The organism is Pseudomonas sp. GD03875 (genome assembly GCF_029840585.1).
GTDB classification, from domain to species: domain Bacteria; phylum Pseudomonadota; class Gammaproteobacteria; order Pseudomonadales; family Pseudomonadaceae; genus Aquipseudomonas; species Aquipseudomonas paralcaligenes.
This window is the reverse complement of record NZ_JAOCCV010000005.1, coordinates 87,322-112,951: the sequence shown is the minus strand read 5'-3', so window position 1 is coordinate 112,951 and position 25,630 is coordinate 87,322. Positions and strand designations below refer to the sequence as shown.

At 67.9% G+C, this 25,630-nt stretch carries 26 protein-coding genes; 14 read left to right on the top strand and 12 right to left on the bottom strand.

The features are described from left to right. Positions 1–42: 42 nt before the first annotated feature. From N5D30_RS06055 to N5D30_RS06045, 3 genes are all read right to left on the bottom strand, one after another. Entirely contained in the window at positions 43–609 is a 567-nt protein-coding gene (locus tag N5D30_RS06055; protein WP_279908163.1) for a hypothetical protein, read from the bottom strand. A gap of 108 nt (positions 610–717) precedes the next feature. Further along, positions 718–1,641 carry a type I restriction enzyme HsdR N-terminal domain-containing protein gene (locus N5D30_RS06050; protein ID WP_279905982.1) on the bottom strand — a complete coding sequence of 308 codons (924 nt, stop codon included), beginning with the start codon at positions 1,639–1,641 and terminating at the stop codon, positions 718–720. Between the two features lie 188 nt (positions 1,642–1,829). Next, positions 1,830–2,534 carry a glutathione S-transferase N-terminal domain-containing protein gene (locus tag N5D30_RS06045; protein ID WP_279908162.1) on the bottom strand — a complete coding sequence of 235 codons (705 nt, stop codon included), beginning with the start codon at positions 2,532–2,534 and terminating at the stop codon, positions 1,830–1,832. Between the two features lie 126 nt (positions 2,535–2,660). On the opposite strand from N5D30_RS06045, the gene N5D30_RS06040 reads away from it, so the two are divergent. Next, positions 2,661–3,095 (top strand): HIT family protein, encoded by a 435-nt coding sequence (locus N5D30_RS06040; protein WP_279908161.1) that lies wholly within the window; start codon positions 2,661–2,663, stop codon positions 3,093–3,095. A 66-nt stretch (positions 3,096–3,161) separates the two neighbouring features. On the opposite strand, the gene N5D30_RS06035 is transcribed toward N5D30_RS06040, so the two are convergent. Next, a complete protein-coding gene (locus tag N5D30_RS06035) occupies positions 3,162–3,788 on the bottom strand; it encodes a cysteine hydrolase family protein (protein WP_279908160.1) in 627 nt (208 codons plus the stop codon). 120 nt (positions 3,789–3,908) lie between these two features. On the opposite strand from N5D30_RS06035, the gene N5D30_RS06030 reads away from it, so the two are divergent. Continuing rightward, positions 3,909–4,859 carry a helix-turn-helix domain-containing protein gene (locus N5D30_RS06030; protein ID WP_279908159.1) on the top strand — a complete coding sequence of 317 codons (951 nt, stop codon included), beginning with the start codon at positions 3,909–3,911 and terminating at the stop codon, positions 4,857–4,859. A 195-nt stretch (positions 4,860–5,054) separates the two neighbouring features. Here the strand turns inward: N5D30_RS06030 and N5D30_RS06025 are convergent, their stop codons facing one another. Next, positions 5,055–5,399, bottom strand: a complete 345-nt coding sequence (locus tag N5D30_RS06025; protein WP_279908158.1) for a hypothetical protein — start codon at positions 5,397–5,399, stop codon at positions 5,055–5,057. A gap of 146 nt (positions 5,400–5,545) precedes the next feature. On the opposite strand from N5D30_RS06025, the gene N5D30_RS06020 reads away from it, so the two are divergent. Both N5D30_RS06020 and N5D30_RS06015 read left to right on the top strand, forming a co-directional pair. Further along, positions 5,546–5,983 carry a 3-isopropylmalate dehydratase gene (locus tag N5D30_RS06020; protein ID WP_279908157.1) on the top strand — a complete coding sequence of 146 codons (438 nt, stop codon included), beginning with the start codon at positions 5,546–5,548 and terminating at the stop codon, positions 5,981–5,983. Continuing rightward, the gene (locus N5D30_RS06015; RefSeq protein WP_279908156.1) at positions 5,980–6,276 is read left to right on the top strand and encodes a hypothetical protein; all 297 of its coding nucleotides are present in this window, start codon (positions 5,980–5,982) and stop codon (positions 6,274–6,276) included. Before N5D30_RS06020 ends, N5D30_RS06015 begins: the two co-directional genes overlap by 4 nt. Before the next feature lie 22 nt (positions 6,277–6,298). On the opposite strand, the gene N5D30_RS06010 is transcribed toward N5D30_RS06015, so the two are convergent. Together N5D30_RS06010 and N5D30_RS06005 are read right to left on the bottom strand one after the other, a co-directional pair. Beyond that, positions 6,299–7,018: a transporter substrate-binding domain-containing protein gene (locus N5D30_RS06010; protein ID WP_279908155.1), complete on the bottom strand. Its 720-nt coding sequence runs from the start codon at positions 7,016–7,018 to the stop codon at positions 6,299–6,301. Positions 7,019–7,104: 86 nt separating this feature from the next. Beyond that, complete coding sequence (locus N5D30_RS06005; RefSeq protein WP_279908154.1) at positions 7,105–8,019, bottom strand: LysR family transcriptional regulator; 915 nt, start codon at positions 8,017–8,019, stop codon at positions 7,105–7,107. 116 nt (positions 8,020–8,135) lie between these two features. Here N5D30_RS06005 and N5D30_RS06000 point away from each other — a divergent pair, with 116 nt between their 5' ends. Continuing rightward, positions 8,136–8,579, top strand: coding sequence for a carboxymuconolactone decarboxylase family protein (locus N5D30_RS06000; RefSeq protein ID WP_279908271.1), 444 nt, complete (start codon positions 8,136–8,138; stop codon positions 8,577–8,579). A gap of 146 nt (positions 8,580–8,725) precedes the next feature. On the opposite strand, the gene N5D30_RS05995 is transcribed toward N5D30_RS06000, so the two are convergent. Then, positions 8,726–9,337: a LysE family translocator gene (locus N5D30_RS05995; protein WP_279908153.1), complete on the bottom strand. Its 612-nt coding sequence runs from the start codon at positions 9,335–9,337 to the stop codon at positions 8,726–8,728. 149 nt (positions 9,338–9,486) lie between these two features. Between N5D30_RS05995 and N5D30_RS05990 the strand changes: the two genes are divergently transcribed. From N5D30_RS05990 to N5D30_RS05980, 3 genes are all read left to right on the top strand, one after another. Then, entirely contained in the window at positions 9,487–10,182 is a 696-nt protein-coding gene (locus tag N5D30_RS05990) for an OmpA family protein (protein WP_279908151.1), read from the top strand. 188 nt (positions 10,183–10,370) lie between these two features. After that, positions 10,371–14,096 carry a CHASE domain-containing protein gene (locus N5D30_RS05985; RefSeq protein WP_279908150.1) on the top strand — a complete coding sequence of 1,242 codons (3,726 nt, stop codon included), beginning with the start codon at positions 10,371–10,373 and terminating at the stop codon, positions 14,094–14,096. 34 nt (positions 14,097–14,130) lie between these two features. Next, complete coding sequence (locus N5D30_RS05980) at positions 14,131–16,275, top strand: EAL domain-containing protein (RefSeq protein WP_279908149.1); 2,145 nt, start codon at positions 14,131–14,133, stop codon at positions 16,273–16,275. Position 16,276: 1 nt separating this feature from the next. Here N5D30_RS05980 and N5D30_RS05975 read toward each other — a convergent pair whose 3' ends face one another. From N5D30_RS05975 to N5D30_RS05960, 4 genes are all read right to left on the bottom strand, one after another. Then, the gene (locus N5D30_RS05975; protein ID WP_279908148.1) at positions 16,277–17,185 is read right to left on the bottom strand and encodes an acyltransferase; all 909 of its coding nucleotides are present in this window, start codon (positions 17,183–17,185) and stop codon (positions 16,277–16,279) included. A 255-nt stretch (positions 17,186–17,440) separates the two neighbouring features. Continuing rightward, positions 17,441–19,540, bottom strand: a complete 2,100-nt coding sequence (gene pta, locus N5D30_RS05970; RefSeq protein WP_220813862.1) for a phosphate acetyltransferase — start codon at positions 19,538–19,540, stop codon at positions 17,441–17,443. Positions 19,541–19,612: 72 nt separating this feature from the next. Next, positions 19,613–20,803: an acetate kinase gene (locus N5D30_RS05965; RefSeq protein WP_279908147.1), complete on the bottom strand. Its 1,191-nt coding sequence runs from the start codon at positions 20,801–20,803 to the stop codon at positions 19,613–19,615. 9 nt (positions 20,804–20,812) lie between these two features. Next, positions 20,813–21,130: a DUF3565 domain-containing protein gene (locus tag N5D30_RS05960; RefSeq protein WP_279908145.1), complete on the bottom strand. Its 318-nt coding sequence runs from the start codon at positions 21,128–21,130 to the stop codon at positions 20,813–20,815. On the opposite strand from N5D30_RS05960, the gene N5D30_RS05955 reads away from it, so the two are divergent. The 6 genes from N5D30_RS05955 to ruvA all read left to right on the top strand — a co-directional run bounded on the left by N5D30_RS05955 (position 21,099) and on the right by ruvA (position 25,630). Next, positions 21,099–21,584: a peptidylprolyl isomerase gene (locus N5D30_RS05955; RefSeq protein WP_279908144.1), complete on the top strand. Its 486-nt coding sequence runs from the start codon at positions 21,099–21,101 to the stop codon at positions 21,582–21,584. The two genes, N5D30_RS05960 and N5D30_RS05955, sit on opposite strands and share 32 nt — an antisense overlap. A 142-nt stretch (positions 21,585–21,726) precedes the next feature. Beyond that, complete coding sequence (locus N5D30_RS05950; protein ID WP_220813858.1) at positions 21,727–22,209, top strand: glutathione peroxidase; 483 nt, start codon at positions 21,727–21,729, stop codon at positions 22,207–22,209. A 149-nt stretch (positions 22,210–22,358) separates the two neighbouring features. Continuing rightward, positions 22,359–22,952 carry a TetR/AcrR family transcriptional regulator gene (locus N5D30_RS05945; protein WP_279908142.1) on the top strand — a complete coding sequence of 198 codons (594 nt, stop codon included), beginning with the start codon at positions 22,359–22,361 and terminating at the stop codon, positions 22,950–22,952. A 208-nt stretch (positions 22,953–23,160) separates the two neighbouring features. Then, positions 23,161–24,264 carry an NADH:flavin oxidoreductase gene (locus N5D30_RS05940; RefSeq protein ID WP_279908141.1) on the top strand — a complete coding sequence of 368 codons (1,104 nt, stop codon included), beginning with the start codon at positions 23,161–23,163 and terminating at the stop codon, positions 24,262–24,264. Positions 24,265–24,481: 217 nt separating this feature from the next. After that, positions 24,482–25,006 carry a crossover junction endodeoxyribonuclease RuvC gene (gene ruvC, locus N5D30_RS05935; RefSeq protein WP_279905533.1) on the top strand — a complete coding sequence of 175 codons (525 nt, stop codon included), beginning with the start codon at positions 24,482–24,484 and terminating at the stop codon, positions 25,004–25,006. An 18-nt stretch (positions 25,007–25,024) separates the two neighbouring features. Then, entirely contained in the window at positions 25,025–25,630 is a 606-nt protein-coding gene (gene ruvA / locus N5D30_RS05930) for a Holliday junction branch migration protein RuvA (protein WP_279908140.1), read from the top strand.

Sequence of the window (25,630 nt, the reverse complement as noted above, 5' to 3'; positions counted from 1 at the left end):
CCCTCGGGCGCCGCAGTCGTTTCCGGGCTGGCCCGCCGCTGTTCAGTCCAGCCGGTAGCGCTTGAGGTCGTCGGCGATGAGCACCTTCATGCGCTGCGGTTCGATGGCCTGCATGTCGGCGGCCAGGGCGGGCGCCACACCCATGGCGCGCAGGTAGCCGGCCGGGTCGTAGGGCATGCCGGCCCGGCGCGCCTGGGCGGATTCGCCCGCCGGGAAGTGCGGGCGATGCAGGCCGACGTGGCCGCGCACGGTGCGCTTGTGGCCGGCGGCCAGCAGGTAGATGCAGCTGCCCTGGCACACGCCTGTGGAGGGCACCAGCGCCTCGAAGCCGGTTTCCCGCAGCAGGCGGCCCATGCGCATGGCTTCGGCGGCACTGCCGCCGATGCTGTCGAGCAGGACCACCTTGCGGGCGTACTTGCCCGGATTAGCTTGCAGCCCCTTGAACAGCGCCTCGTAGTCGCCGGGGGCGATCTCCTCGGAAATCTTGGCGATCAGGATCGGGCCGAGAGGCTTCTGCTCGGCGGCCTCGACCTCCACCCGGGCGAGGGCGGCAGTCGAGCACAGGGCGCCGATGGCGAGAAGCAGGCTGCGGGCGAGGATGCGGCTCATGGGTCCACTACTGCGGGGAAAGGACGCCGAAGATACCTGCACCGCGCGCCGAGCGCACCTGCGTCGAGAGCAATGGATGACGGCTGTCGCGCATCGAGCGGCGACCCGTCAGAGGTCTTCCACGCCGAAGGCGTCGGCGATCACCGACTTGGTGCCGGCATCGTCCAGGGGCACGTTCACGCCGTTGCTTTCCCGATAGCTTTCGATCAGTTCCATCCTCATGGCCTTCACCACGCGATCCGAGGTCAGTGCCTGAAGAATCTTGCGGCGGGTGGTGCAGGCGATCAGGTGGCTCATCTTTTCGGTATCGCCGCTGAACAGCGCGCGGGCGGTGAGCAGGAACAGGCTTTCCACATCGCTATCGCTGACACCGTCCGCGTCCAGCAGCGCCACATCGAAGATTTCGACGAGCTTCGGGTCGCGGCCCTGGCGTGGAATGATGCGGTACAGGCGCCAGATATGTCCGTTGGTGATGACGGCCCAAGGCGCCGAGAGGCTGGTGGCGTAATTGATCGCCTGGTCCCTGACGCTGTTGCCGAGCTTGGTGCGCACGCCCTTGCACTCGATGACGAGGAATATCTGACCGTTCTTCTTCAGGGCGATGTCGACGCGCTTGCCCAGCGTGCGGACTTCGGTGTCGATCTCGTCGTGGCTGTAGCCGAGGGCGTTGATCAGGCTGTCGATGACCCATATCCGCACGTTTTCTTCCGACGACTTCTCCGCGAGGTCCATGGCGACCAGGCGCGGATGCAGCGACTTGAAGCCGGTACGGATGGTGTCCAGGTACTCCTGGCGGATTTCTTCCCTGGTTCTGCGCTGGCGCTTGCGCTCGGTGACTTCCTGGGCCTGTTCTTCCTCGTTCTTGATTGCCGCGTTTTCCAGCGGCGTGGGATCGACGAGTTCGACCGTGAAGATGGTATTGCACTTCTGGCAGCGCGCCGGTTTTCCCAGCTGGTGGCGGTTTCTTTCCCGAAGCTTGTAGCGAGTGCCGCACTCGTCGCAAACCGTTACGCCAATCACGTCGTCAGTCATCGCAGTTCCTTGCAGGCAGTGAATGCAAATCCGCTGATAGCCTCGTCCCTGTGGCTGACTGATAGGCCATTACCAGCACGCTTCACAGGGTTATATCCAGTCTGATGGCTGATTGCCAGTCCACTTTCGGATCAGTAAGGAGGGCAGCCTGCGCCGGCACGGGCATCGCGCCAGTGCCGGATTGCGGCCTAGCCGCGCTGCGGGATGCTCAGCCCGCGTTGCACGGCTGGGCGGGCGAGGAAGGCGTCGAGCACGCGGCGGACGTTGGCGAAACGCTCGAACTCCACCAGTTCGCCGGCCTCGTAGAAGCCGATCAGGTTGCGCACCCAGGGGAAGGTGGCGATGTCGGCGATGCTGTAGTCGTCGCCCATGATCCAGTCGCGGCCCTGCAGGTGCTTGTCCAGCACGCCGAGCAGACGCGCGGATTCGGCCACGTAGCGGTCGCGTGGACGCTTGTCCTCGTAGTCCTTGCCGGCGAATTTGTGGAAGAAGCCGAGCTGGCCGAACATCGGGCCGATGCCGCCCATCTGGAACATCAGCCACTGGATGCACTGGTAGCGCGCGGCCGGGTCGCGGGGCAGCAGCTGGCCGGTCTTCTCGGCGAGGTAGATGAGGATGGCGCCGGACTCGAACAGCGGCAGCGGCGTGCCGTTCGGCCCGTCCGGATCGAGGATGGCGGGAATCTTGTTGTTCGGGTTGAGCGAGAGGAATTCGGGGCTGAGCTGGTCGTTGGTGTCGAAGCTGACCAGGTGCGGCTCGTAGGCCAGGCCGGTCTCTTCCAGCATGATCGACACCTTGACGCCATTGGGAGTGGGCAGCGAGTAGAGCTGCAGGTGGTCGGGCCGGGTGGCGGGCCATTTGCCCGTGATGGGGAAGGCGGAAAGGTCTGGCATGGGCGCTCCGGGGATTTGGCGAAGTGGTCAGGATAGCCGGCCGCCCGTGCGGGCGACATCCTTACGTGACAGGTCGGAAGCCGGTATGGTTCGCCCTTGTCGTTCCACTCGGTCACGGAGAACCCCATGAGCCTGCAAGGCACCTACGACGCCCAGAACATCTTCGCCAAGATCATTCGCGGCGAGGCTCCCTGCTACAAGCTGTACGAAGACGATGACGTGCTCGCCTTCCTCGACCTGTTCCCCCAGTCCTACGGCCACTGCCTGGTGATTCCGAAGAACGCCCCGGCGCGCAACATCCTGGAGATCGACGACGCCAACCTGGCCAAGGTGATGGCCGTGGTGCGCAAGCTGACCCAGGCGGTGGTGGACGAACTGGAGCCGGCCGGTGTGCAGGTGGCGCAGTTCAACGGCGCGCCGGCGGGGCAGACGGTGTTCCACATCCACGTGCACATCGTGCCGCGCTACGAGGGCGACAAACTCGGCATCCACGCCACCCACCAGGCCGACCCGGCCGAGCTGGAGAAGCTGCAGGCGCGGCTGATCAAGCGTCTCGCATAACGTAGGGCGGGCGAAGCCCGCGTTGCATTGCACGCGGGTTGCACCCGCCCTACGCGCCGACCGTGTTCAGCGGTCGGCGATGGCGCGCTGGTTGGACAGGTAGATGTTGTCCGGCTGGGGCGCTTCGCCGCTGTGCAGCGCCTCGATCCAGTCGTCGGTGCCGAGCACGGCGGCGAAGCCCGTGTGCATCACCACGGTAAACACACGGTGGATTTCCTCGGCGGTGGCCGAGCCCATCGCGTTGCGATAGGGCGGCGCGCCGGTGGCGTCGTGCAGCAACTCCACCTGCCAGCCCTCGTGATGGGCCTGGCGCACGGTGGAGTCGTCGCAGTGATGGATCATGTAGCCGACCACACTGAGGGTGTCGATGCCGCGCTGTCTCAGGTAGTCGGCCAGGTCCGTGCCGGCGAAGCAGCTGGCCATCGCCTTCTGGATGAAATGATCGCGCGGGCGCTCCGCCACCTGCGGGTGCAGCTCGGCCGCCTGGCTGCCGCGGGCGAAGATCGGCGAGTCCTCGGGCGCCAAGTGCTGGACCACGATGACCGGGATGCCGACCGCGCTGGCAGCGTCCATGGCGCGGCCGATGTTGGCCAGGGAATGGTCGATGGGCGGGTGCTCGATGCGCAGGTTGCCGGTGACGTACTCGTTCTGCACGTCGATGACGATCAGGGCGCGCTGGGGCGGCTGGTTCATGGCGGGGGCTCCTCGTGGGGGTTGTGGTGGAACCCATTGTTCGTGCGCCGTCCTTCCGGCCGTGAGTGGCCCACAAGCCAGGTTGCGTTAATATCGGGCCAAACGGCCTGGAGTTCCCGCATGCCCGCCCACCGCATCGCCGTGGTCGCCTTCGACCGCATCACGCCCTTTCACCTGTCCGTGCCCTGCCTGGTGTTCGGCGAGCTGGGGCCGGGCCCCGAGTTCTACGAGCTGCGCGTGTGCGCGGAGCGGGCCGGTTCGCTGAGCACCACGGCCGGCTTCGGTCTGCGCGTGGAGCACGGCCTGGAGACGCTGGCCTGGGCGGACACGGTGATCGTGCCGAGCTGGCACGACGACCCGCAGGAGCGGCCGCCGCAGGCGTTGCTGAACGCGCTGGTGGCGGCCCACGCACGCGGTGCGCGGCTGGTCGGCCTGTGCCTGGGCGCCTACGTGCTGGCCGAGGCGGGCCTGCTCGACGGTCGGCGCGCCACCACCCACTGGGCCTGGGCCCGGGACTTCGCGAAGCGCTTCCCGAAGGTGACGGTGGACGCCGACGTGCTCTACCTGGACGACGCCGGCCTGCTTACCTCGGCCGGCACGGCCGCCGGCATCGACTGCTGCCTGCACCTGCTGCGCCAGCAGCACGGCGCCGAGGTGGCCAACCGGGTGGCCCGGCGCCTGGTGGTGCCGCCCCATCGCCAGGGCGGCCAGGCCCAGTTCATCGAGCAGCCGCTACCGGCCACCTCCCGCGACGACCGCCTGGCGGGCCTGCTGGACTGGGTGCGCGCCCACCTCGACCTGCCGCACAGCCTGGACAGCCTGGCCGAGCGCGCCCTGATGAGCCGGCGCACCTTCACCCGGCGCTTCCGCCAGCTGACTGGCGCCACGGTGGGCGACTGGCTGCTGGCGGAGCGTCTCGCGCTGTGCCAGCGCCTGCTGGAAGGCACCGAGCAGAGCGTGGAGGCGATCGCCACCCTGGCCGGGTTCGGCTCGCCGGTGTCGCTGCGTCACCACTTCGGCCGCGCCTTCGGCGTATCGCCGAGCGCGTGGCGGCAGACCTTCCGCGGGTAGGCGCGGCGCTCCCCGGGCAACAGCGCTACGTGTTGGTGGCGCAATCCTGCATTTGTGGGAGCGGCTGGGCGGCATTCCGATTGGCCGCGACATTCGCGGATGAATCCGCTCCCACAAGGTGTGCAACAACTGACGTGGACAGAGCCAAAAAGAAGCCAGGCCCAGAGCGGACCCGGCGGGGAGTGAAATGCGGGATCAGTGACAGGTCAGCTTGGCGTTGGTGCCCGTGCCCGAGGCGCGGCTGTCGACCCGCAGGGTCGTGCTTTCGCCGGGCTCCAGGTTGACCTTCTGGATCTGCACCTCGGTGGCGGTGGGGCCGGGGTCGACCTCGCATTCCACGCTGCGGGTGTCGTGGTTGGTCAGCTTGACCACCAGGGTGGCGTTGCCGGTGACCGGGCCGGAGCCGGTGTTGTCCTGGGCCGTGATCGGGCTGGTGCTGGTTTCCACCTTCAGGCCGTTGAGTTCTTCGGCCAGTTCGGGGGCGGCCATGGCCAGCAGGGGCAGGGAAGCGGCGAGGCCGCAGAGCAGCGATCTGTTCATGTCGAACTCCTCTAGGAATCACTGATCTGTAGAGACCTGTGCCCGGCGCGAGGTTCAGGATTTTCGCCCAGGGGCCGAGGCCCCTTGAGGCAAAGCGTTCCAGCGCCAATACTGCTCCGACCCCACGATGCCCAAGGAGGGCTTCCATGCGCCAGTTCCTCGCCGTTGTACCCCTGGTTCTGCTGGTAGGTTGTTCTTCGTTCCGCCCCGACGCGGAAAACATCAAGCCCGTGCCCGAAGACCGCCTGCTGGCCTACCAGGACGAGTACGCCAACGGCGGCCGCCTGGTGGTGAACCGCGACATGGGCCTGATGGGCGGCGGCTGCTACGTGGCCATCGAGGTGGACCGCAAGCTGGCCGCGCGCATCGGCATGGCCGAGGTGGCCAGCTTCCAGGTGCCCGCCGGCACCCGCGTGCTGGGCCTGAAGATCGACCCGCTGGACGACACCCTCTGCGGCATGGGCCGACTGCACAAGGAGGTCGCTGTGAAGGTCGAGCCGGGCAGCACCCAGTACTTCCACGTCGTCAGCGAGAACCGTGGCGGCTTCGACATCCGCCCGGACGAGAATCCGCCCCAGCCATGATCCGCCGTGCCGCCCTCGCCATCCTCCCGCTGGTCGTCCTGCCCGCGCTGGCGGCCGACTGGCCGCCGGGCCTGCGCGAGGTCTTCCGCGAAGGCTGCCTGGACAGCGCCGGCGAGGCCCTGGGCCGCGAGCCCGCGTCGCGCTACTGCGACTGCACGGTGGCCCGCATCGAGCGGGATTTCTCCGCCGAGGACTTCGCCGCATTGCAGCAGGCGGAACTGCCGGCGCCGCTGATGGAGCGCCTGCAATGGGTGTCCGGGCAGTGCCTGGGCGAGCTGCAGGGGCAGGGCTGACCGGGCTCCTCGGCGCGCACGGCTAGCGGTAACGGTCGAGGATCGCCTCGAACTCGCCATCCTGTTTCATCCGTACCAGCGCACGCAGCAACTGCATGGTCGGCACGTTGCCCTCGTCGCGCACCATGCACGCCATCAAGTCGCTGGCGATCTCCTCGAACACCTTGAGCCGGTGCTCCGGTGGCCGCTGGCGGTTGTGCCAGTCCAGCGCCAGCTGGTTGCTGACCGCGTAGCGGTAGCGCCCGGCGTCCAGCTTCTCCAGCGCCAGTTCCTGGGTGCGGGCGTCGTCGCGCCGCAGGCTGCCGTCGGCGAACAGGGGTTGCAGGCGCGGGTAGGAGAAGCCCAGCACCGTGCCGATGGTTTCACCGTCCCGGCCGGGCGGTTCGGTTTCGTCCGCGCGGCCGACGATCAGGTCGCGCTGCTGCATGAACGGCACGCTCCATACGTACTGGTGGTGCGCGCCCTCCACCCAGTCGGGGCTGACGTAGCAGCGCACGTCGATCTCGCCGCGCGCCATCATCTGTTGCACACGCATCCGCGGCAGCACCAGGAGTTCGGCGCGCCTCTGGAGCTTCTGCGCCAGGCGCGTCTGCAGGTCGAAGAGAATGCCGCCGGCGGCGCGGCCCTGCTCGTAGCGCATCAGCGGCATGGTCGAACTCTCGGTCACCGCGAAGCGGATCGGCCGTTGCTCGGCGAAGGCGCCCGCGCACAGCAGAAGCGGCAGGGCGAGTAGCAGGCGCATGCGGTCACCGGAGAGGCAGGAGGAAGACGGGAAACGGCGGGGCCACAGCTTAATCGCAAATGGCCGGATGCGCGCCCGACGCGCGTTCAGGCCCGCCACAGCGGGTCGCTGTCCATCACCTCGCCGGCCCAGTCGGCGAAGGCGCGCACCCTGGCCGACAGGCGCCGGGAGTAAGGGTAGACCAGGCTCATCGGCATGCTCTCCAGGCGCCACTGCGGCAGCATCTCCACCAGCCGGCCCTCGGCCAGCGGCCGGCGCGCCTCCACGGTTGGTACCGCGACGAACCCCAGGCCGGCCTCGGCGGCGGCGATGTAGGCGCCGCCGCTATTGAAGCGCATGGTCGGTTCCTGATCGAGGACGAAGCGTTCGTCGTCACGCTGCAGCACATTGCTCTTCTGCCGGCCGCTGGCGGGAAAGACGAAGGCCAGGAAGTCCAGGGCCTGCAGGTCGCGCGGATGACGCACCGCCGGGTGCCTGGCCAGGTAGCCGGGCGTGGCGCACAGGGTGAAGCGCATCTGGCCGATGCTCTTGCACACCAGGTCCGGCGTGCTGACCGTGCCGCCACGGATCGCGCAGTCGATGCCTTCCTGTACCAGGTCGACGACGCGCTCGCCGCAGCCCACGTCCAGGTGGATCAGGGGATGGCGGGCGATGAAGTCGGGCAGGGCGGGGATGATCAGGAAGCGGCCGACCGGCGACGGCATCTCGACCCGTACCCGCCCACGGGCCAGCCCGAGGCTCTGCGAGACGTCGCTCTCCAGTTCATCGAGGTCATCCAGCAACGCGCGGGAGCGTTCGTAGTAGGCGCTACCGTCGGTGGTCGGCGAGACGCGGCGGGTGGTGCGATGCAGCAGGCGCACGCCCAGGTGAGCTTCCAGCGCCGCCACCTGGCCGGACACGGTGGTCTTGGCCAGGCCGAGGCTGTCCGCCGCCCGGGTGAAGCTGCCCAGTTCGACGATGCGGCAGAAGGCGCGCATCGCCTCGAGGCGGTCGAAGGCCACTGTGCGTCTCTCCGTACAATGTTTGCGTTGGTGGACAATTTATCCGCTTGAAGGCGGGTAATACAGTGGCACCGAACCCCGGCGCGGTGCCGGGCTCTTTCGGAGCAGCCGCCATGATGACCAGCAGACGCAACCACTATCACCAGACCGCGCCGCATGTGTTCCAGGCCGTCTATACCCTGGAGAAGACCCAGAATGGTTTCTCCCTGGAAGCCCCATTGCGCGAGTTGGTGAAGGTCCGCGCCTCGCAGCTCAACGGCTGCGCCCTGTGCCTGGACATGCACAGCGCCGCCGCACTGCAGGCCGGCGAATCCGCCCGCCGCCTGCTGGCCCTGGGAGCCTGGGAGGATGCGCCCTTCTTCACCCAGCGCGAGCGCGCCGCCCTGCTGTGGACCGACACCCTGACCCTGTTGCACGAGCGCCACGCGCCGGATGCGATCCACGACGAGGTATCCGCGCAGTTCAGTCAGGTCGAGATGGCCGAGCTGACCCTGGCCATCGCCACCATCAACGTGTGGAACCGCTTCGGCGTCGGCTTTGCCATGGAGCCGGAGCAGTGAGCGCTTAGACCCTGTTCAAAGTCTCGCGAGCTAGCGCTATGCAAGGCAAAAACAGGCGAGGAATCGGAGTTTACTGGTGTAAATGAGCATTCCGAGCCTGTTTTTAACGCAGCAGAGCCGACGCACAGCAGATTTTGAACAGGTTCTTAGCGCGTCAGCGGCAACGCCACACCCATGGCGGCGAACAGCCCGCCGCAGCAGCGGTTGAAGCCGCGTCCGGCGCGTTCCAGCCAGGGGCGGGTGCGCTGGGCGGTGCGGGCCAGCAGGTACTCAACCAATCCCTCGACCAGGGCGAAGGTCGTCGCCATCACCACGAACTGCAGCCACAGGCTGCGCGCCGGGTCGAGGAACTGGGGCAGGAAGGCGCCGTAGAACAGGATCACCTTGGGATTGGAGATGGCCGACAGCAGGCCCTGGCGGAACAGCTGCGCGCCCGAGCGGGCGCCGGCGCCTTCCAGTGGCGTGAGTTGCAGCGGCGGCGAGCGCCACAGCTGGATGCCGAGCCAGACCAGGTAGGCGCCGCCCAGCCACTTGAGCACCAGCAGCGCGTGGGCCGAGGCCTTGAGCAGGGCTGCGAGGCCGAACATCGACAGCGCCATCAGCAGCACGAAGCCGATCACCCCGCCGCTCACCGTCCACAGGGTGCGGCGGTGGCCGTACAGCGCGCCGTGGGTGAGCGCGAGCAGGCCGTTGGGGCCGGGCGTCAGCGCCAGGCCGAAGACGGCGGTGAAGTAGATGAGCCAGGTGTGCAGGGCCATGGAAGTCACCGGAGCCGGAGTAAGGCTCCGAAGCTAACCCAAGCGGCCGCGCGCCGGAAGAGCGAAGCGAAACGGCAGCCGGGGGAATCTTCGCCGGCCCCCGCGCTCTAACCGTTGCGGTCTGTCCGCTTTTCGCTCAGGAGTATCGAATGATCAACGCTTACCTCGCCCGCCCCGTCTTCGCCGCCCTCGTCGTGGCCCTAGTCGCGGGCTGTGCCTCGCAGAATCCCTATGAGACCCCGCAGCAGAACTCCGGCGTCAGCAAGACCGTCAAGTACGGCGGCCTGGGGGCCGTGGCCGGCGCAGCGGTCGGCGCGGCCACCTCCAGCAAGAAGGATCGCGGCAAGGGCGCGCTGATCGGCGCGGCCGTGGCGGGCGCCGCCGCCGCGGGCTACGGCTACTACGCGGACAAGCAGGAAGAGGAGCTGCGCCGCAGCATGGAAGGCACCGGCGTGGAAGTGCAGCGCCAGGGCGACACCATCCAGCTGATCATGCCCGGCAACATCACCTTCGCCACCGATTCGGCGGACATCGCCAGCAGCTTCTACGCCCCGCTGAACAACCTGGCCTCGTCCGTCCGCCAGTACAACCAGAACAGCATCGAGATCGTCGGTCACACCGACAGCACCGGCAGCCACACTCACAATGTCGGCCTGTCCCAGCGCCGCGCACAGAGCGTGGCCAACTACCTGGCGGCCCAGGGCGTCGATGCCTCCCGCCTGAGCACCCGTGGCGCCGGCCCGGACCAGCCGATCGCCAGCAACGCTACGGCCGATGGCCGCGCGCAGAACCGCCGGGTGGAAGTGACCCTGCGGCCCCTGCCCGGCGCGCAAGGCGCGCAGTAGAAAACACCGCTTCACCCAGAAGGCCCCGTTCGGGGCCTTCTGTTTTTTGGATGATGGCGAAATGCCGTCTGTCATTCCGCCATGCTGGTGGAGATTCCTGACTACACTCTCAGCAGACGACGCGCTCGGCCGCGCGCGAGCGGGCGCGCTCAGGCGAGCGAGGCGTGGCCGCAGGAACAGGAGAAACCATGGACGACGCCGCTCCCATCTTCCCCACTCGCAAACCCATCGTTCCGCTTATCGTCAGCCTGCTCCTGCTGGTCGCGCTCGCCTCGCTGGTGCTGTGGCAATGGTGGACGCTGGCGCAGGGCAACCGCGAGGCCCAGGAACAGCGCTTCGCCCTGGCCGTCGACGGCGTCGAGATGAGCGTGCGCGAGCGCATGCGCGCCTACGAGATGGTGCTGCGCGGCATGGCCGGCCTGATGGCGGGCAGCGATGAGGTGGCGGACCGGGAATGGCAGCGCGCCACCGAGCAGCTGCAGCTCCAGGAGCACTACCCCGGCATCCAGGCGCTGGCCTGGGGGCGCTACGTGGAGGCCGGCGAGCTGGAGGCCTTCGTCGCACGGACCCGGACGGAAGGCCGTGGTGACTTCGCCGTCTACCCGCCGGGCGAGCGCGACGCCTACATGGTGATCGAATTCATCAACCCGCTGGACTGGCGCAACCGCCGCGTGCTCGGCTTCGACATGTACAGCGAGGCCACCCGCCGTGCCGCTATCGAGCGTGCCCGCGGCAGCGGCGACGCGGTGCTCACCGGCCCGCTGCGGCTCAAGCAGGAGACCGACGAGGACGCCCAGACCGGCATGCTCCTGTACCTGCCGGTGTTCCGCCAGAACGCCCCGCTGAGCACCACCGAGGAGCGTCGCGCGGCGCTGCTGGGCATGGTCTGCGGCTCGTTCCGCATGAACGATCTGATGCACGGCATTCTCGGTAGCCTCTCCAGTCAGTTCGAGGTCGAGCTGACCGACTCGGCCGATCCCACCCGGCCGCTGCTGGCGCACAGCGGCGAGCATCCCCACCGGCCGCGCTTCGAGACCCGGCGCCAGCTCGACATCTACGGCCGCGAATGGCAGCTGCGGGTGAGCAGCACGCCTCTGTACGAGGCCACCGTGGGCAACAGCGGCCTGCCGATCAGCCTCGGCGCCGGCCTGCTGGCCTCGGTGCTGCTGTCGCTGCTGGTGGGCGGCTTCCTGCTGCTGCGCGAACGGGCGATGGCCGAGAGCGCGCGGCTGCGCGAGAGTGAGGGGCGCTTCCGCCTGGTGGTGGAGGCCTCGCCCAACGCCATCGTGCTGGTCGACAGCCGGGGCAGGGTGGTCATGGTCAACCGCCAGGTGGAACTGCTGTTCGGCTACGGGCGCGACGAACTGCTCGACCAGCCGGTGGAGCGCCTGCTGCCGGAGCCGCTGCGCCACGGCCACGTCGCCATGCGCCGCGAGTTCCAGAAGGCTCCCGAGCAGCGGCGCATGGGCGGCAACCGCGAGCTGTTCGGCCAGCACCGCGACGGCCGGCTGATCCCGTTGGAGGTGGGCCTGGCGCCGATCCGCGTCGGCCAGGAAGTGCTGGTGCAGGCGGTAATCATCGACATCAGCGAGCGCAAGGCCGCCGAGGAGCGCTTCCGCCTGGTAGTGGAAGCCTCGCCCAACGCCATCGTGCTGGTAGACGGCCAGGGGCGCCTGAGCATGGTCAACCGGCAGGCCGAGCAGATGTTCGGCTACGCCCGCGACGAGATGATCGGCCAGCCGGTGGAGATGCTGTTGCCGGAGTCTTCGCGCAAACACCACCCGTCCCTGCGCGACGGCTTCTTCCGCGACCCGTCGCCCAGGCGCATGGGCGGCAACCGCGAGCTGTTCGGCCAGCACCGCGACGGTCGGCTGATTCCGCTGGAAGTGGGCCTGTCGCCCCTGCGCAGCGGCGACGACAGCCTGGTGCAGGCGGTGATCATCGACATCAGCGAGCGCCGGGCCGCCGAGCAGCGCCTGCGCGAACAGGCCGAGCAACTGGCCATGGCCAACCGCTACAAGTCGGAATTCCTGGCCAACATGTCCCACGAGCTGCGCACGCCGCTCAACAGCATCCTGATCCTCAGCGAACAGCTCAGGCACAACGTCGCCGGCAACCTGACCGAGAAGCAGGTCAGGCACGCGGACATCGTCTACAAGGCCGGCAACGACCTCCTGCAGCTGATCAACGACGTGCTCGACCTGTCCAAGATCGAGGCCGGCCGGGTGCAGCTCAAGCTGGAGCCGGTGAATGTCCACGACCTGTTGGTGGAGCTGGACTCCAGTCTGCGGCCGATGGCCGAGATCAAGGGCCTGCGCCTGATCACCCACCTCGATCCCGGCGTGGCGCGGGTGATCCACAGCGACCGCGGGCGCTTGCAGCAGATCCTGCGCAACCTGCTGTCCAATGCTCTCAAGTTCACCGAGCACGGCGATGTGGAGCTATCCATCGGTCACTCGCCGGTGTCCCTGGACGACGAGCGCGAGACCCTGCAGTTCGTCGTCCGCGACAGCGGCATCGGCATCGATCCGGAGCAGCACGAGCGCATCTTCCAGGCCTTCCAGCAAATCGACGGCTCCACCAGCCGGCGCTTCGGCGGCACCGGCCTGGGGCTGGCCATCACCCGCCAGCTGGTGGAGGTGCTGGGTGGCCGGATCAGCCTGGAGAGCACGCCGGGGCAGGGCTCGCGCTTCATCGTGCGGCTGCCGGTGCTGGCCCTGAGCCCGGTGGACAAGGACGACGATCCGCTCGGCGCGGTGCCCCAGCGCAGCGGCAGCGGCCCGGCAGTGCTGATCGTCGAGGACGATCCCAACTTCGCCACGGTGATCGCCGAGGAGGCCCAGGCCCACGGCTTCACCAGCGTCCACTGCCGCAACGGCAAGCAGGCCATCGCCTTGATGCAGGGCGAACGCTTCGTCGCGGTGATCCTCGACATCCTGCTGCCCGACATCAGCGGCTGGCAGATCTACCGCCGCCTGCGCGGCATGCTGCAGTACCGCGACGTGCCGGTGCACATCGTCTCCTGCGTGCCGCAGCCCCAGGGCTGGAACGGCGACGGCACCCGCTACCTGGTCAAGCCGGTGGCGCGGCAGGACCTGGAGCGGGTGTTCGAGGACATCGCCCTGTCCGACACCCCGCCGCGCAGGCTGCTACTGGTCGAGGACGTGGAGGCGGAGCGCGAGCACTACCGCGAGCACCTAGTACAGATCGGCTTCCACGTGGTCGCCCTGGGCAGCGCCGAGCAGGCCCTGCAGGCCTACGTTGGGCAGAATTTCGATGCGCTGGTGATCGACCTCGACCTGCCCGACCAGCACGGCTTCGACCTGCTCGAGGCGCTGCAGCGCGAGCGCCCGCTGCAGAACACCCTGGTGGTGATCAACACCGGCGTGGACGTCACCCGCCAGGACCTGCAGCGCCTGCGCCGCTACTCGGCGGTGGTGGTGCGCAAGAACGGCGACGACCTCGGCCCCCTGAGCGCGGCGCTGCAGGGGTTCCTGGCGACCGTGCGCGAGCCCTCGGCCGACGATTCCGAACTGGCCGGCAGGCGTGTGCTGCTGGTCGACGACGACATTCGCAACATCTACGCGATGACCGCGCTGCTGGACGAGCTGGGCCTGGCGGTGGTGCCGGCCAGGGACGGCGAGGAGGCGCTGGCGGCATTCGCCCGCGAACCCTTCGACCTGGTGCTGATGGACATGGCGATGCCCAACATGGACGGCTACACCGCCACCCGTATCCTGAAGGACGAACGCGGCTGCAACGTCCCGGTGATCGCCCTTACGGCCCACGCCATGAAGGGCGACCGGGAGAAATGCATCACCGCCGGCTGCGACGACTACCTGGCCAAGCCGGTCGGGCGCCAGGAGCTGCTGGAGATGCTGCACCGCTGGCTGGCGCCGGGGCCGCGGGGCTGAGGAGGGGCGAGCGATGCAGATAGAAGGAGGTGGGATGGGGCAGGTGCAACGGCAGGCCGATGACGACCGGCAGATACTCCTGGTGGTGGACGACCGCGAGGAGAACCTGGTGGCCATGGAGGCGCTGCTCGACGACGGGCAGTGGAACGTGCGTACCGTGGACTCCGGCGAGTCGGCCCTGCGCTGCATGATGGACGAGGACGTCGGCCTGGTCCTGCTCGACGTGCAGATGCCGAAGATGGATGGCTTCGAGGTGGCGCGCCTGATGCGCGGTAGCCCGCGCACCCGCTACACGCCGATCATCTTCCTCTCCGCCATCGCCCACACCGAGGAATCGGTGCTGAAGGGCTACGCGAGCGGCGCGGTGGATTTCATCCTCAAGCCCTTCGACCCCAAGGTGCTCAGGCATAAGATCAACGCGCTGCTGGAGCAGGAGCGCTACCGCCGCGAACTGCTCCAGCTCAGCCAGCAGCTGGACCGCGAGCGCGCCTTCAACGCCTCGGTGCTGGACAACGCCTCGGAAGGCATCCTGGTGATCGACCGCGACGGCATCATCCGCTTCGCCAACCCGGCCATGGCGCAGATGCTCGGTGGTGAAGTGGCGGACCTGCAGGGCAGCGCGCTGCTGTCCTACCTCAAGGCGCCGGAGATGCCCGGCAAGTGGGACGAGAGCGAGTTCTACCGGCACTGGCGGGCGGGCCAGACCTACCGCGTGCACGACGCGGTGCTGGGTACCCTGAACGGCGACTACCTGCCGGTGGCGCTGTCCTGCTCGCCGTTGCCGCAGTACCAGAACTCCATGGTGCTGATCGCCCTGGACATGTCGGTGGTCAGCAACCTGCACGCCCAACTGGAATCCCAGGCGGTCACCGATGCGCTGACCGGCCTGTACAACCGCCGCGGCTTCCACAAGGCGCTGGACACGGCGCTGTCGCGCATCGACCGCAGCGGCAAGCGCATGGCCGTGCTGTACCTGGACCTGGACGGCTTCAAGCGGATCAACGATTCCCTCGGCCACGAGGCCGGCGACCAGGTGCTGCGCAGGGTCGGCGAGCAGTTGAAGGCCTGCCTGCGCCCCTACGACATCGTCGCGCGGATGGGCGGCGACGAGTTCACCGCGCTGCTCGACAGCCTCGACCACCCCGAGGATGCGGCGCGGGTGGCGGAGAAACTGATCGAACTGGTCTCGGTGCGCCACTCGCTGGATGGTGTCGACTTCACCCTCGGCGCCAGCATCGGCATCGCCTGCTACCCCGAGTGCGGGCAGACGGTGGATGGCCTGCTGCGTTCGGCCGACATGGCGATGTACGAGGCCAAGCGCGCCGGGCGCCAGCAGTACCGCTTCTTCTCGCCGGAGATGAACGGCCGTGCGCGCTCCCGGCTGATGCTCGAAGAGAGCCTGCGCAACGCCATCGAGCAGGACGACTTCGTGCTGGTCTACCAGCCGCAGATCGACCTGGCCAGTGGCCGCCTGCGCGGCTTCGAGGCGTTGCTGCGCTGGGAGCACCGGGTGGCCGGGACCATCTCGCCGGGGGTATTCATCCCGCTGCTGGAAGAGACCCGGCTGATCAACCGCCTGGGCGACTGGATCTTCAACCAGGGCATCCGCCAGTGCCGCGCCTGGCAGCCGCAGTTCGGCGAGCGGCTGCTGCTCAGCCTCAACGTCAGCCCCGTGCAGTTCGGCATGCCGCAACTGGTCGACGACCTGCGCCGGACCCTCGAACGGCACGGCCTCGATCCGGCGCAACTGGAGGTGGAGGTGACCGAGGGCGCGCTGATGCAGGACCTGGACACCACCCGAGAGCAACTGCGCCAGTTGCGCGCGCTCGGGGTACGCATCGCCATCGACGACTTCGGCACCGGCTACTCGTCGCTGGCCTACCTGCGCCACTTCGAACTGGACACCCTGAAGATCGACCGTCTGTTCATCGCCAACATGCTCGACTCGCCCCGGGACGCGGCGATCGTCAGCACCATCATCGACCTGGGCCACCATCTGGGCCTGGAAGTGGTCGCCGAAGGGGTGGAGACCGTGGAGCAGCGCGACTGGCTGATCGCCCATCGCTGTACCACCATGCAGGGCTTCCTCGTCGCGCCGGGGCTGCCGGCAGCCCGCGCCGGCGCCTTCCCGCCGCGCCTGGACTGGAGCGAGTGGCGCCCGGGCGAGCTGCCCGGCTGAGTCAGCCGCGGCCCGGGTACTGCTCGTGCAGGCGGCCGAGCTGGGCGTCCTTGGCCTCCCACAGCTGGTTTACCCACTGCTGGAACTGCAGGCGGTACTGCTCGTCCTGGTCGTAGTTGCGGCCGATGAACTCGGCGGGAACCGCCAGCTTGTCGAAACGCACCACCACCTCGCCGATATTGCCGGCGAGCAGGTCCCAGAAACCGGGGTTGCCGCCGGGATAGTGGATGGTGACGTTGACGATGGTATCCAGCTGTTCACCCATGGCATCCAGCACGAAGGCGATACCGCCTGCCTTGGGCTTGAGCAGGTACTTGAAGGGCGAATTCTGCTGGGCGTGCTTCTGCGGGGTCAGGCGGGTGCCTTCGAGGAAGTTGAACACCGACACCGGGTTGCTCTTGTAGCGCGCGCAGGCCTTGCGCGTGGTGGCCAGGTCCTGGCCGCGCTTCTCCGGGTGCCTGGCCAGGTATTCCTTGGTGTAGCGCTTCATGAAGGGGAACTCGAGCGCCCACCAGCACAGGCCGATCACCGGCACCCAGATCAGCTCCTGCTTGAGGAAGAACTTCAGCAGCGGCATGCGTCGGTTGAGCAGGTACTGCAGCACCAGGATGTCCACCCAGCTCTGGTGGTTGCTGGTGACCAGGTAGGAATGGCGCATGTCCAGGCCGTCCAACCCCTCGACGTCCCAGCGGGTGTCGCGCACAAGATCCATCCAGAACTTATTGACGCCGATCCAGAACTCGGCGATGCCATGCATCACCGCGCGCAGCACGCGCTGGGCGGCGGGGAAGGGCAGCAGCAGCTTGAGCAGTGCCACGGCGAACAGCGGCCAGCAGCAGATCAGGGTATTGAGGGCCAGCAGCAGGGCGCTGATGACGCCGCGAAGCGGAGCGGGCAGGAATTGCAGCATGGTCTCGGAGGGCTCCTGGTCATGGGGCTTTCTGTGCGCCCCTGTGCGGTCGAGATACCTGCAGCACTCCCTGCGGCAAGTCGGTCCGGCGCCAAGGTTAACGCTTGTGCACTGAACGGCAAGTGCTGGGATGGACCTGGGAGTCATCCTTCCTGTCCGTGCCGCCCCGCGCGGTGGGTGGCGCGGATTTTAACGTTCATTCCGCGCATTTCGCACGATTTCGTAGCCCGGATTTCATCCGGGCTACGAGAGCGCTCAGCGCATGGACGCTGCCTGGATCGCCGTCAGGGCGATGGTATAGACGATGTCGTCCACCAGCGCGCCGCGCGACAGGTCGTTCACCGGCTTGCGCAGGCCCTGCAGCATGGGGCCGACGCTGACGCAGTCGGCGCTGCGCTGTACCGCCTTGTAGGTGGTGTTGCCGGTGTTTAGGTCGGGGAACACGAACACCGTGGCACGGCCCGCCACCGGGCTGTTCGGCGCCTTCTGCCGGCCGACGCTGGCGATGGCCGCGGCGTCGTACTGCAGCGGGCCGTCGATCAGCAGCGCCGGGTTGGCCTCGCGCGCCAGGCGGGTGGCCTCGCGTACCTTCTCCACCTCGGCGCCGCTGCCGGAGTCGCCGGTGGAGTAGCTGATCATCGCCACCCGCGCCGGCACGCCGAAGGCCTCGGCGGAGGCGGCGCTCTGCAGGGCGATATCGGCCAGCTCGGTGGCGTTGGGGTCGGGATTCACCGCACAGTCGCCATACACCAGCACCTGGTCCGGCAGGAGCATGAAGAACACCGAGGACACCAGCTTGTAGCCGGGCGCGGTCTTGATCAGCTGCAGGGCGGGGCGGATGGTGTTGGCGGTGGTGTGGATGGCCCCGGAGACCAGGCCGTCGACCTCGTCCAGGGCCAGCATCATGGTGCCCAGCACCACGCTGTCCTCCAGCTGGGCCAGGGCCATGGGCGCGTTGAGACCCTTGCCCTTGCGCAGTTCGACCATCGGCTCGACGTAGCGCTCGCGGATCAGCTCCGGGTCGAGAATCTCCAGGCCGTCCGGCAGCGTGATGCCCTGTGCCCTGGCCACGTTGTGCACGTCCTCCGGCTTGGCCAGCAGCACGCAGCGGGCGATGCCGCGCGCCTGGCAGATGGCGGCCGCCTGCACGGTGCGCGGCTCGCTGCCCTCGGGCAGGACGACGCGCTTGTTCGCCGCCTGGGCGCGGCGCACCAGCTGGTAGCGGAACGCCGGTGGCGACAGGCGCAGCTCCCGCGGCGCGCCGCAGCGCTGCTTGAGCCAGTCGTGGTCGATGTGGCCGGCGACGAACTCGGTGACCTTCTCTGCGCGCTCGCGGTCGTCCACCGGGATTTCCTTGTTCATGCGGTTGAGGTTGGTCGCCGTGTCGTAGGAGCCGGTGCTCACCGTCAGCACCGGCAGCCCGCCCATCAGCGCGCCCTGGCACAGTTCGAGGATGCGCGCGTCCGGCGGGAAGTCGCTGCACAGCAGCAGGCCGGCCAGCGGCACGCCGTTCATCGAGGCCAGGCTGGCGGCGAGGATGATGTCGTCGCGGTCGCCGGGGGTGACCACCAGCACGCCGGGCTTGAGCAGCTGCACCGTGTTGGGCACGGCGCGGGCGCACAGCACGATCTTCTGCACCCGGCGCTGTTCGTAGTCGCCGGCGTTGAGGATCTGCGCGCCGAGCAGGTCGGCCACGTCGCGGGTGCGCGGCGCGTTCAGCTCGTCCTGCCAGGGGATGCAGCCGAGCAGGTGGAAGTTACCGGCGCGTAGCAGTGGCGAGAGCTGGCCGAGCTGCTCGGTGAAGGCCTCCACGCCCTCCGGGTGGCGCACCTTGTTGAGGATCACGCCGATCACCTTCGGGTCCTGCGGGCCGCCGAACAGCTGGGCCTGGATCTCGATGCGGTCGGACAGCTCGGTCAGGCTCTCCGGCTCCTCGCCCTCCGGCGCCGAGACCAGAATGATCTCGGCGTCCAGGCTCTTGGCCAGGTGCACGTTGACTCGCGCGGCGTAGCTGGCGTGGCGGGTCGGCACCATGCCCTCGACGATCAGCACGTCCATGCCCTCGGCCGCCTGCTGGTGCAGGCTGACGATCTCTTCCAGCAGCTCGTCCAGGTGGCCGTCGCCGAGCATGCGCTCGACCTGGGCCAGTGGCAGCGACCTGGGCGGCAGCAGGCCGTGGGTGCGGGCGATCAGCTCGCTGGAACGCTCGGGCCCGGCGTCGCCCGGGTGGGGCTGGGCGATCGGCTTGAAGAAGCCGACCTTCAGCCCCGCGCGTTGCAGCGCGCGGACCAGGCCGAGGCTGATGGAGGTGAGGCCGACGCCGAAACCGGTGGGGGCGATGAAGAAGGTATGCATGGAATCTCCGTTTGTCGCAGGAGCGGTTCTGCAGGGGGTAGTCAGGAGAGGGGAGGCGGCGCCTCCGCCGGTTCAGGTGTCGAGCAGTGCCAGGGTGTCGAGGGCGATCTGCCGTTCCTCGTTGGTCGGCACCACCAGCACCCGTGGGTGTCCCTGGGCGTGGATGGCGCCGGCCACGCCGCGGATGCAGCGGGCGTTGGCCTCCTTGTCCAGCGCCAGGCCGAGCAGGCGCAGGTGGGCCACCGTCTTGCTGCGGATCAGGGGCGAGTTCTCGCCGATGCCGCCGGTGAAGATCAGCCCGTCCAGCTGCGCCAGGGCGCAGCCCATGGCCGCCAGCGACTTGGCCAGGCGGTAGCAGAACACCTCGATGGCCAGGGTCGCGCCGGGGTGGCCCTGCTCGCGGGCCTGCTCCAGGCTGCGCATGTCGTTGGACAGGCCGGACAGGCCGAGCAGGCCACTGTCCTTGTTGAGCATGGCGTCGATCTTCTCCAGGCTCCAGCCCAGGGTGCGGGCCAGGTGGCCGTGCAGGTTGGGGTCGACATCGCCGCTGCGGGTGCCCATCACCAGGCCCTCCAGCGGGGTCAGGCCCATGCTGGTGTCGAGGCTCTGGCCGTCGACGACGGCGCAGGTGGAGCAGCCGTTGCCCAGGTGGGCGGACAGCCAGCTGCTGTCGCCATAGGCCAGCCCGGCCATCTCCGCCGCGCGGTGGCTGACGAAGCGGTGGCTGGTGCCATGGAAGCCGTAGCGGCGCACGCCGTGCTCGCGGTACAGCGTCTCCGGCACGGCGTAGCGGTAGGCGTGCTCGGGCAGGCTCTGGTGGAAGGCGGTGTCGAACACCGCTACCTGGGTGAGGTTGGGGAACAGCTTCAGCGCCGCCTCGATGCCCAGCAGGTTGGCCGGGTTGTGCAGCGGCGCCAGCGGCGCGGTGGCGCGGATCGCCTGCAGGCTGTGGACGTCGATGCGGCAGGCAGAGGTGAACTGCTCGCCGCCGTGCACCACGCGGTGGCCGATGCCGTGCAGCTGGCCGCCGGCGGCGCCCTGGACCAGCGGCAGCAACTGATGCAGGGCGGCGCGGTGATCGCCGCCGGGCAGCATCAGGCTGTCCTTCTCGCCGCTGCCGCGCTGCCAGTGCAGCACCGCCTCCGGGCTGCCCAGACGCTCGGCCAGGCCGCTCAGGGTGAAGTGGGAATGGGCTTCGTTGACCAGGGCGAACTTGATCGACGAGCTGCCACAGTTGATGACCAGGATATTGCGTGCCGCCATGACTGTTCCTTATCTGTTGTTCGCACGTTCGGCCGCGCACCAGCCGCAGGGAAAGGGCTGGCCGAGATGGCGCTCGCGCTCGCGCGGGTCCGTGACCCAGGCGCGATTCTGCCATGGCGGCAGGTGGCGCAGGTGCTGGGTGTGGCCGCAGGACAGGTCGGCCACCCAGTGGCCGTCCTCGTCCTGATGGAAGCCCAACAGCAACGCGGCCCGTCCGTCAGGCTCGCGGTCGCTTTCGGCCGACGTGGCGGGTAAACTTGCCGCCTTTCCATTCTCTAGCAAAGGTTTCCCCTCCATGCTGATCGCCGCCAACAAGGCTGTCTCCATCGACTATACCCTGACCAACGATGCCGGTGAGGTGATCGACAGCTCCGCCGGCGGCGCCCCGCTGGTGTATCTGCAGGGTGCGGGCAACATCATCGTCGGCCTGGAAAAGGCCCTCGAAGGCAAGCAGGCCGGTGACGAGCTGAGCGTGGCCATCGAGCCGTCCGAAGCCTACGGCGAGTACAGCGCCGAGCTGGTCGCCACTCTCAACCGCAGCATGTTCGAGGGCGTAGACGAGTTGGCCGTCGGCATGCAGTTCCACGCCTCCGGCCCGGACGGCGGCATGCAGATCGTCACCATCCGCGATATCGACGGCGACGACGTGATCGTCGACGGCAACCACCCGCTGGCCGGCCAGCGCCTGAACTTCAAGGTCAAGGTGGTCGACGTGCGTGACGCCAGCGCCGAGGAAGTCGCCCACGGCCATATCCACGGCGAAGGCGGTCACCACCACTGATCGCAGGTCGCCGATGGCGGGCGATGCGACTTATGGTCGTCTCAGGCCCGCCCCCGGCTGCTAAGATCAGCTGACCGAAAAAGGCGCCCGCGGGCGCCTTTTCTGTCTGGCACAGAATCTCATCATGCTCAAGGAGTCCGTCATGAGTGCCTTTCACGATCTCAATCTGCGCGCGCTGGACGGCCAGGAACTGCCGCTTGCGCCCTACAAGGGCCAGATAGTGCTGGTGGTCAACGTGGCCTCCAAGTGCGGCCTGACCCCCCAGTACGCCGGGCTGGAAAATCTGCACCAGGAATATCGCGACCGCGGCTTCACCGTGCTCGGGCTGCCGTGCAACCAGTTCGCCGGCCAGGAGCCGGGCAGCGAGGAGGAGATCCGCGAGTTCTGCAGCCTCACCTACGGAGTGACTTTCCCCCTGGGCAGTAAGCTGGAGGTCAACGGCCCCGGCCGTCATCCGCTGTATCGCCTGCTGGCGGGAGAGGGCGCCGAGTTCCCCGGCGACATCACCTGGAACTTCGAGAAGTTCCTGGTCGGCCGCGACGGCCGCGTGCTGGCGCGCTTCTCGCCGCGCACCGCGCCGGACGATCCCGCGCTGATCCAGGCCATCGAGAAGGCGCTGGGCTGACGCACCCGGAGCGCGCGCCGTTCCGGGCCGCGCCCCGTCACTGCGTTGAGGTGAGCGTGGCGCACCCTACGGTCTTCTCGGTTCTGGACCTCGATCACCGATATCAATAGTGCTGTGCGGGGCGAGACGACCGGTCATATGCTCGTCCCATGAACAACAGCATCCGACTCGACAAGCGCGACCTGATCCTGGCCAAGGGCTCGCAGGTGATGACGCGCCGCGGTTACCACGGCACCGGCGTGCAGGAAATCGTGCAGGCCGCCGGCATCCCCAAGGGCAGCTTCTACCACTACTTCGCCAGCAAGGAAGACTTCGCCCTGCAGGCGCTCGAGTTCGTCTATCAGCCACGCCTGGCCCGCTATACCGAGGCCCTGAGCAACCCGGCGCTCAGCCCCAGCGCGCGCATCCTCGGCTACTACCGGGAACTGCAGGCCCACTTCGCGCGCCAGGAGCAGCCCGAATACCACTGCTTCATCGGCAGCCTGAGCTTCGAGATGAGCGAGGTGCTGCCGGCCATCGGTGCCGAGGTCGAGCGTATCCAGCAGGCCTCGGTGGACATCCTGCAGCGCTGCCTGGAACAGGCCCGGACCGCCGGCGAACTGGCCGCCGACGAGGATTGCGAGAACCTGGCGATCTTCATTTCCAACGCCTGGCAAGGCGTGCTGGCCCGCCTCAAGGTCGGCCGCAGCCTGCAGCCGCTGGAAGCCTTTATTCACCGTTTGGAGCTGCTGTTGCGACCCTGAGAGCCTACTTACGATCTCCTGGCTGTCGGCCATACGGCGTTAAAAACAGCCTCGGAATGCTCATGTACTACTTGTACATTCCGCTTCCTCGGCCGTTTTTGTGGGGCCGTCTAGGCCTTGTCTGGCTCTAATCCAGAAGATCGTAAGCAGGTTCTGTTTTATCTATCGACGAGACGACCGGTCAGCTGGCCGGCCCCAAGGAGAGTCCATGACTGTTCAAGCCCTGTTCGAGCCCTTCCGCCTGGGTAACCTGGAACTGCCCACCCGCGTGGTGATGGCGCCTATGACCCGCTCCTTCTCCCCCGGCGGCGTGCCCAATGCCCTGGTGGTGGAGTACTACCGTCGCCGCGCTGCCGCCGGCGTCGGCCTGATCGTCACCGAAGGCACCACGGTTGGCCACAAGGCCGCTAACGGTTACCCGAACGTCCCGCGCTTCTATGGCGAAGATGCCCTGGCCGGCTGGAAGCAGGTGGTCGACGCGGTACACGCCGAAGGCGGCAGGATCGTTCCGCAGCTGTGGCACGTGGGCAATGTGCGCAAGCTCGGCACCGAGCCCGATGCCAGCGTGCCGGGCTATGGGCCGAGCGAGAAGGTCAAGGACGGCAATGTCGTGGTCCATGGCATGACCAAGCAGGACATCGACGAAGTGATCGCCGCCTTCGCCCAGGCCGCCCGCGACGCCAAGGCCATCGGCATGGATGGCGTGGAGATCCACGGCGCCCACGGCTACCTGATCGACCAGTTCTTCTGGGAAGGCAGCAACAAGCGCACCGACGAATACGGCGGCGACCTGGCCCAGCGTTCGCGCTTCGCCATCGAACTGGTCCAGGCCGTACGCGCCGCCGTCGGCCCGGACTTCCCGATCATCTTCCGTTTCTCCCAGTGGAAGCAGCAGGACTACACCGCGCGCCTGGTGCAGAGCGCCGAGGAACTGGGCGCCTTCCTCAGACCGCTGGCCGACGCCGGTGTGGACATTTTCCACTGCTCGACCCGTCGCTTCTGGGAACCGGAGTTCGAGGGTTCCGACCTCAACCTGGCGGGCTGGACCCGCCAGCTCACCGGCAAGCCGACCATCACAGTCGGCAGCGTCGGCCTGGACGGCGAGTTCCTGCAGTTCATGGTCAACACCGACAAGGTGGCCGAGCCGGCCAGCCTGGAGAAGCTGCTGGAGCGCCTGAACAAGCAGGAGTTCGACCTGGTGGCCGTGGGCCGTGCGCTGCTGGTCGACCCGGACTGGGCGGTGAAGGTGCGCGACGGCCGCGAGGGCGACATCCTGCCATTCAGCCGCGAGGCCCTGAAGCAGCTGCTCTGATCTCGACCAGCGGCGCCGACGAGGCCCGGCGGGAGCACAGCGCTTCCGCCGGGCCTCGTCGTATCTGGGGTGAACGCAGTAGCCCGGATGCAATCCGGGAATCCGCCTCCCCGGATTGCATTCGTGAGCCTTTTTTATGCAGACGCCGGTCCGTATACTCGCGGCTGGATAAATAGACAGTGTGTCGGTTCGGCCGGCCCGCGGAGCGAAACGCTGCATGACCCTGATCCTTGGCATCGACCCCGGCTCGCGCATCACCGGCTACGGCGTGGTGCGCGATACCGGGCGCGGCTGCGAGTACATCGCCTCGGGCTGCATCCGCACGGGCGAGGGGGATCTGGCCAGCCGGCTGCAGATGGTGTTCCGCGGCGTCAGCGAGGTCATCCGCCAGCACGGCCCGGTGACCATGGGCATTGAGCAGGTGTTCATGGCCAGGAACGCCGACTCGGCGCTTAAGCTCGGGCAGGCGCGCGGCGCCGCCATCGTCGCCGGCATCGAGGCCGGGCTGGAAGTCAGCGAATACACGGCCAGCCAGGTCAAGCAGGCCATCGCCGGCACCGGCGGCGCGGACAAGCAGCAGGTGCAGATGATGGTCATGCACCTGCTCAAGCTGGTGCAGAAGCCGCAGATCGATGCCTCCGACGCACTCGCCATCGCCCTCTGCCATGCCCACCACCGGCAGAGCCTGATTCCCCACGGCCTGCTCGGCGCCAAGCGCCGCGGCGGCCGGCTGCGCCTGTAAACAGAAGGAAACACATTCGTGATCGGACGCCTCAAGGGCACCCTGGCGGAAAAACAGCCGCCGCATTTGATCCTCGACGTGAACGGCGTCGGCTACGAACTGGAAGTGCCGATGACCACGCTCTATCGCCTGCCAGCCGTGGGGCAGCCGGTGACCCTGCACACCCATCTGGTGGTGCGCGAGGATGCCCACCTGCTCTACGGCTTCGCCGAAAAGCGCGAGCGTGAGCTGTTCCGCGAGCTGATCCGACTCAACGGCGTGGGGCCCAAGCTGGCCCTGGCGCTGATGTCGGGGCTGGAGGTGGACGAGCTGGTGCGCTGCGTGCAGGCCCAGGACACCTCGACCCTGGTGAAGATCCCCGGCGTCGGCAAGAAGACCGCCGAGCGCCTGCTGGTGGAGTTGAAAGACCGCTTCAAGGCCTGGGAGGCGATGCCGTCCATCGCCCCGCTGGTGGTGGAACCTCGTGCCGGCGTGGCAGTCTCAAGCGCCGAGAGCGACGCCGTGAGCGCGCTGATCTCGCTCGGCTTCAAGCCGCAGGAGGCCAGCAAGGCCGTGGCGGCCGTACAGGAAGAAGGGTTGTCCAGCGAAGAGCTGATCCGCCGTGCCCTGAAAGGAATGGTGTAA

Excerpts from the sequence above, each read along its gene's own strand:
- N5D30_RS06055 (WP_279908163.1), bottom strand. The coding sequence starts at position 609 with ATGAGCCGCATCCTCGCCCGCAGCCTGCTTCTCGCCATCGGCGCCCTG.
- N5D30_RS06050 (WP_279905982.1), bottom strand. The coding sequence starts at position 1,641 with ATGACTGACGACGTGATTGGCGTAACGGTTTGCGACGAGTGCGGCACT.
- N5D30_RS06045 (WP_279908162.1), bottom strand. The coding sequence starts at position 2,534 with ATGCCAGACCTTTCCGCCTTCCCCATCACGGGCAAATGGCCCGCCACC.
- N5D30_RS06040 (WP_279908161.1), top strand. The coding sequence starts at position 2,661 with ATGAGCCTGCAAGGCACCTACGACGCCCAGAACATCTTCGCCAAGATC.
- N5D30_RS06035 (WP_279908160.1), bottom strand. The coding sequence starts at position 3,788 with ATGAACCAGCCGCCCCAGCGCGCCCTGATCGTCATCGACGTGCAGAAC.
- N5D30_RS06030 (WP_279908159.1), top strand. The coding sequence starts at position 3,909 with ATGCCCGCCCACCGCATCGCCGTGGTCGCCTTCGACCGCATCACGCCC.
- N5D30_RS06025 (WP_279908158.1), bottom strand. The coding sequence starts at position 5,399 with ATGAACAGATCGCTGCTCTGCGGCCTCGCCGCTTCCCTGCCCCTGCTG.
- N5D30_RS06020 (WP_279908157.1), top strand. The coding sequence starts at position 5,546 with ATGCGCCAGTTCCTCGCCGTTGTACCCCTGGTTCTGCTGGTAGGTTGT.
- N5D30_RS06015 (WP_279908156.1), top strand. The coding sequence starts at position 5,980 with ATGATCCGCCGTGCCGCCCTCGCCATCCTCCCGCTGGTCGTCCTGCCC.
- N5D30_RS06010 (WP_279908155.1), bottom strand. The coding sequence starts at position 7,018 with ATGCGCCTGCTACTCGCCCTGCCGCTTCTGCTGTGCGCGGGCGCCTTC.
- N5D30_RS06000 (WP_279908271.1), top strand. The coding sequence starts at position 8,136 with ATGACCAGCAGACGCAACCACTATCACCAGACCGCGCCGCATGTGTTC.
- N5D30_RS05995 (WP_279908153.1), bottom strand. The coding sequence starts at position 9,337 with ATGGCCCTGCACACCTGGCTCATCTACTTCACCGCCGTCTTCGGCCTG.
- N5D30_RS05990 (WP_279908151.1), top strand. The coding sequence starts at position 9,487 with ATGATCAACGCTTACCTCGCCCGCCCCGTCTTCGCCGCCCTCGTCGTG.
- N5D30_RS05985 (WP_279908150.1), top strand. The coding sequence starts at position 10,371 with ATGGACGACGCCGCTCCCATCTTCCCCACTCGCAAACCCATCGTTCCG.
- N5D30_RS05980 (WP_279908149.1), top strand. The coding sequence starts at position 14,131 with ATGGGGCAGGTGCAACGGCAGGCCGATGACGACCGGCAGATACTCCTG.
- N5D30_RS05975 (WP_279908148.1), bottom strand. The coding sequence starts at position 17,185 with ATGCTGCAATTCCTGCCCGCTCCGCTTCGCGGCGTCATCAGCGCCCTG.
- pta (WP_220813862.1), bottom strand. The coding sequence starts at position 19,540 with ATGCATACCTTCTTCATCGCCCCCACCGGTTTCGGCGTCGGCCTCACC.
- N5D30_RS05965 (WP_279908147.1), bottom strand. The coding sequence starts at position 20,803 with ATGGCGGCACGCAATATCCTGGTCATCAACTGTGGCAGCTCGTCGATC.
- N5D30_RS05955 (WP_279908144.1), top strand. The coding sequence starts at position 21,099 with ATGCTGATCGCCGCCAACAAGGCTGTCTCCATCGACTATACCCTGACC.
- N5D30_RS05960 (WP_279908145.1), bottom strand. The coding sequence starts at position 21,130 with ATGGAGACAGCCTTGTTGGCGGCGATCAGCATGGAGGGGAAACCTTTG.
- N5D30_RS05950 (WP_220813858.1), top strand. The coding sequence starts at position 21,727 with ATGAGTGCCTTTCACGATCTCAATCTGCGCGCGCTGGACGGCCAGGAA.
- N5D30_RS05945 (WP_279908142.1), top strand. The coding sequence starts at position 22,359 with ATGAACAACAGCATCCGACTCGACAAGCGCGACCTGATCCTGGCCAAG.
- N5D30_RS05940 (WP_279908141.1), top strand. The coding sequence starts at position 23,161 with ATGACTGTTCAAGCCCTGTTCGAGCCCTTCCGCCTGGGTAACCTGGAA.
- ruvC (WP_279905533.1), top strand. The coding sequence starts at position 24,482 with ATGACCCTGATCCTTGGCATCGACCCCGGCTCGCGCATCACCGGCTAC.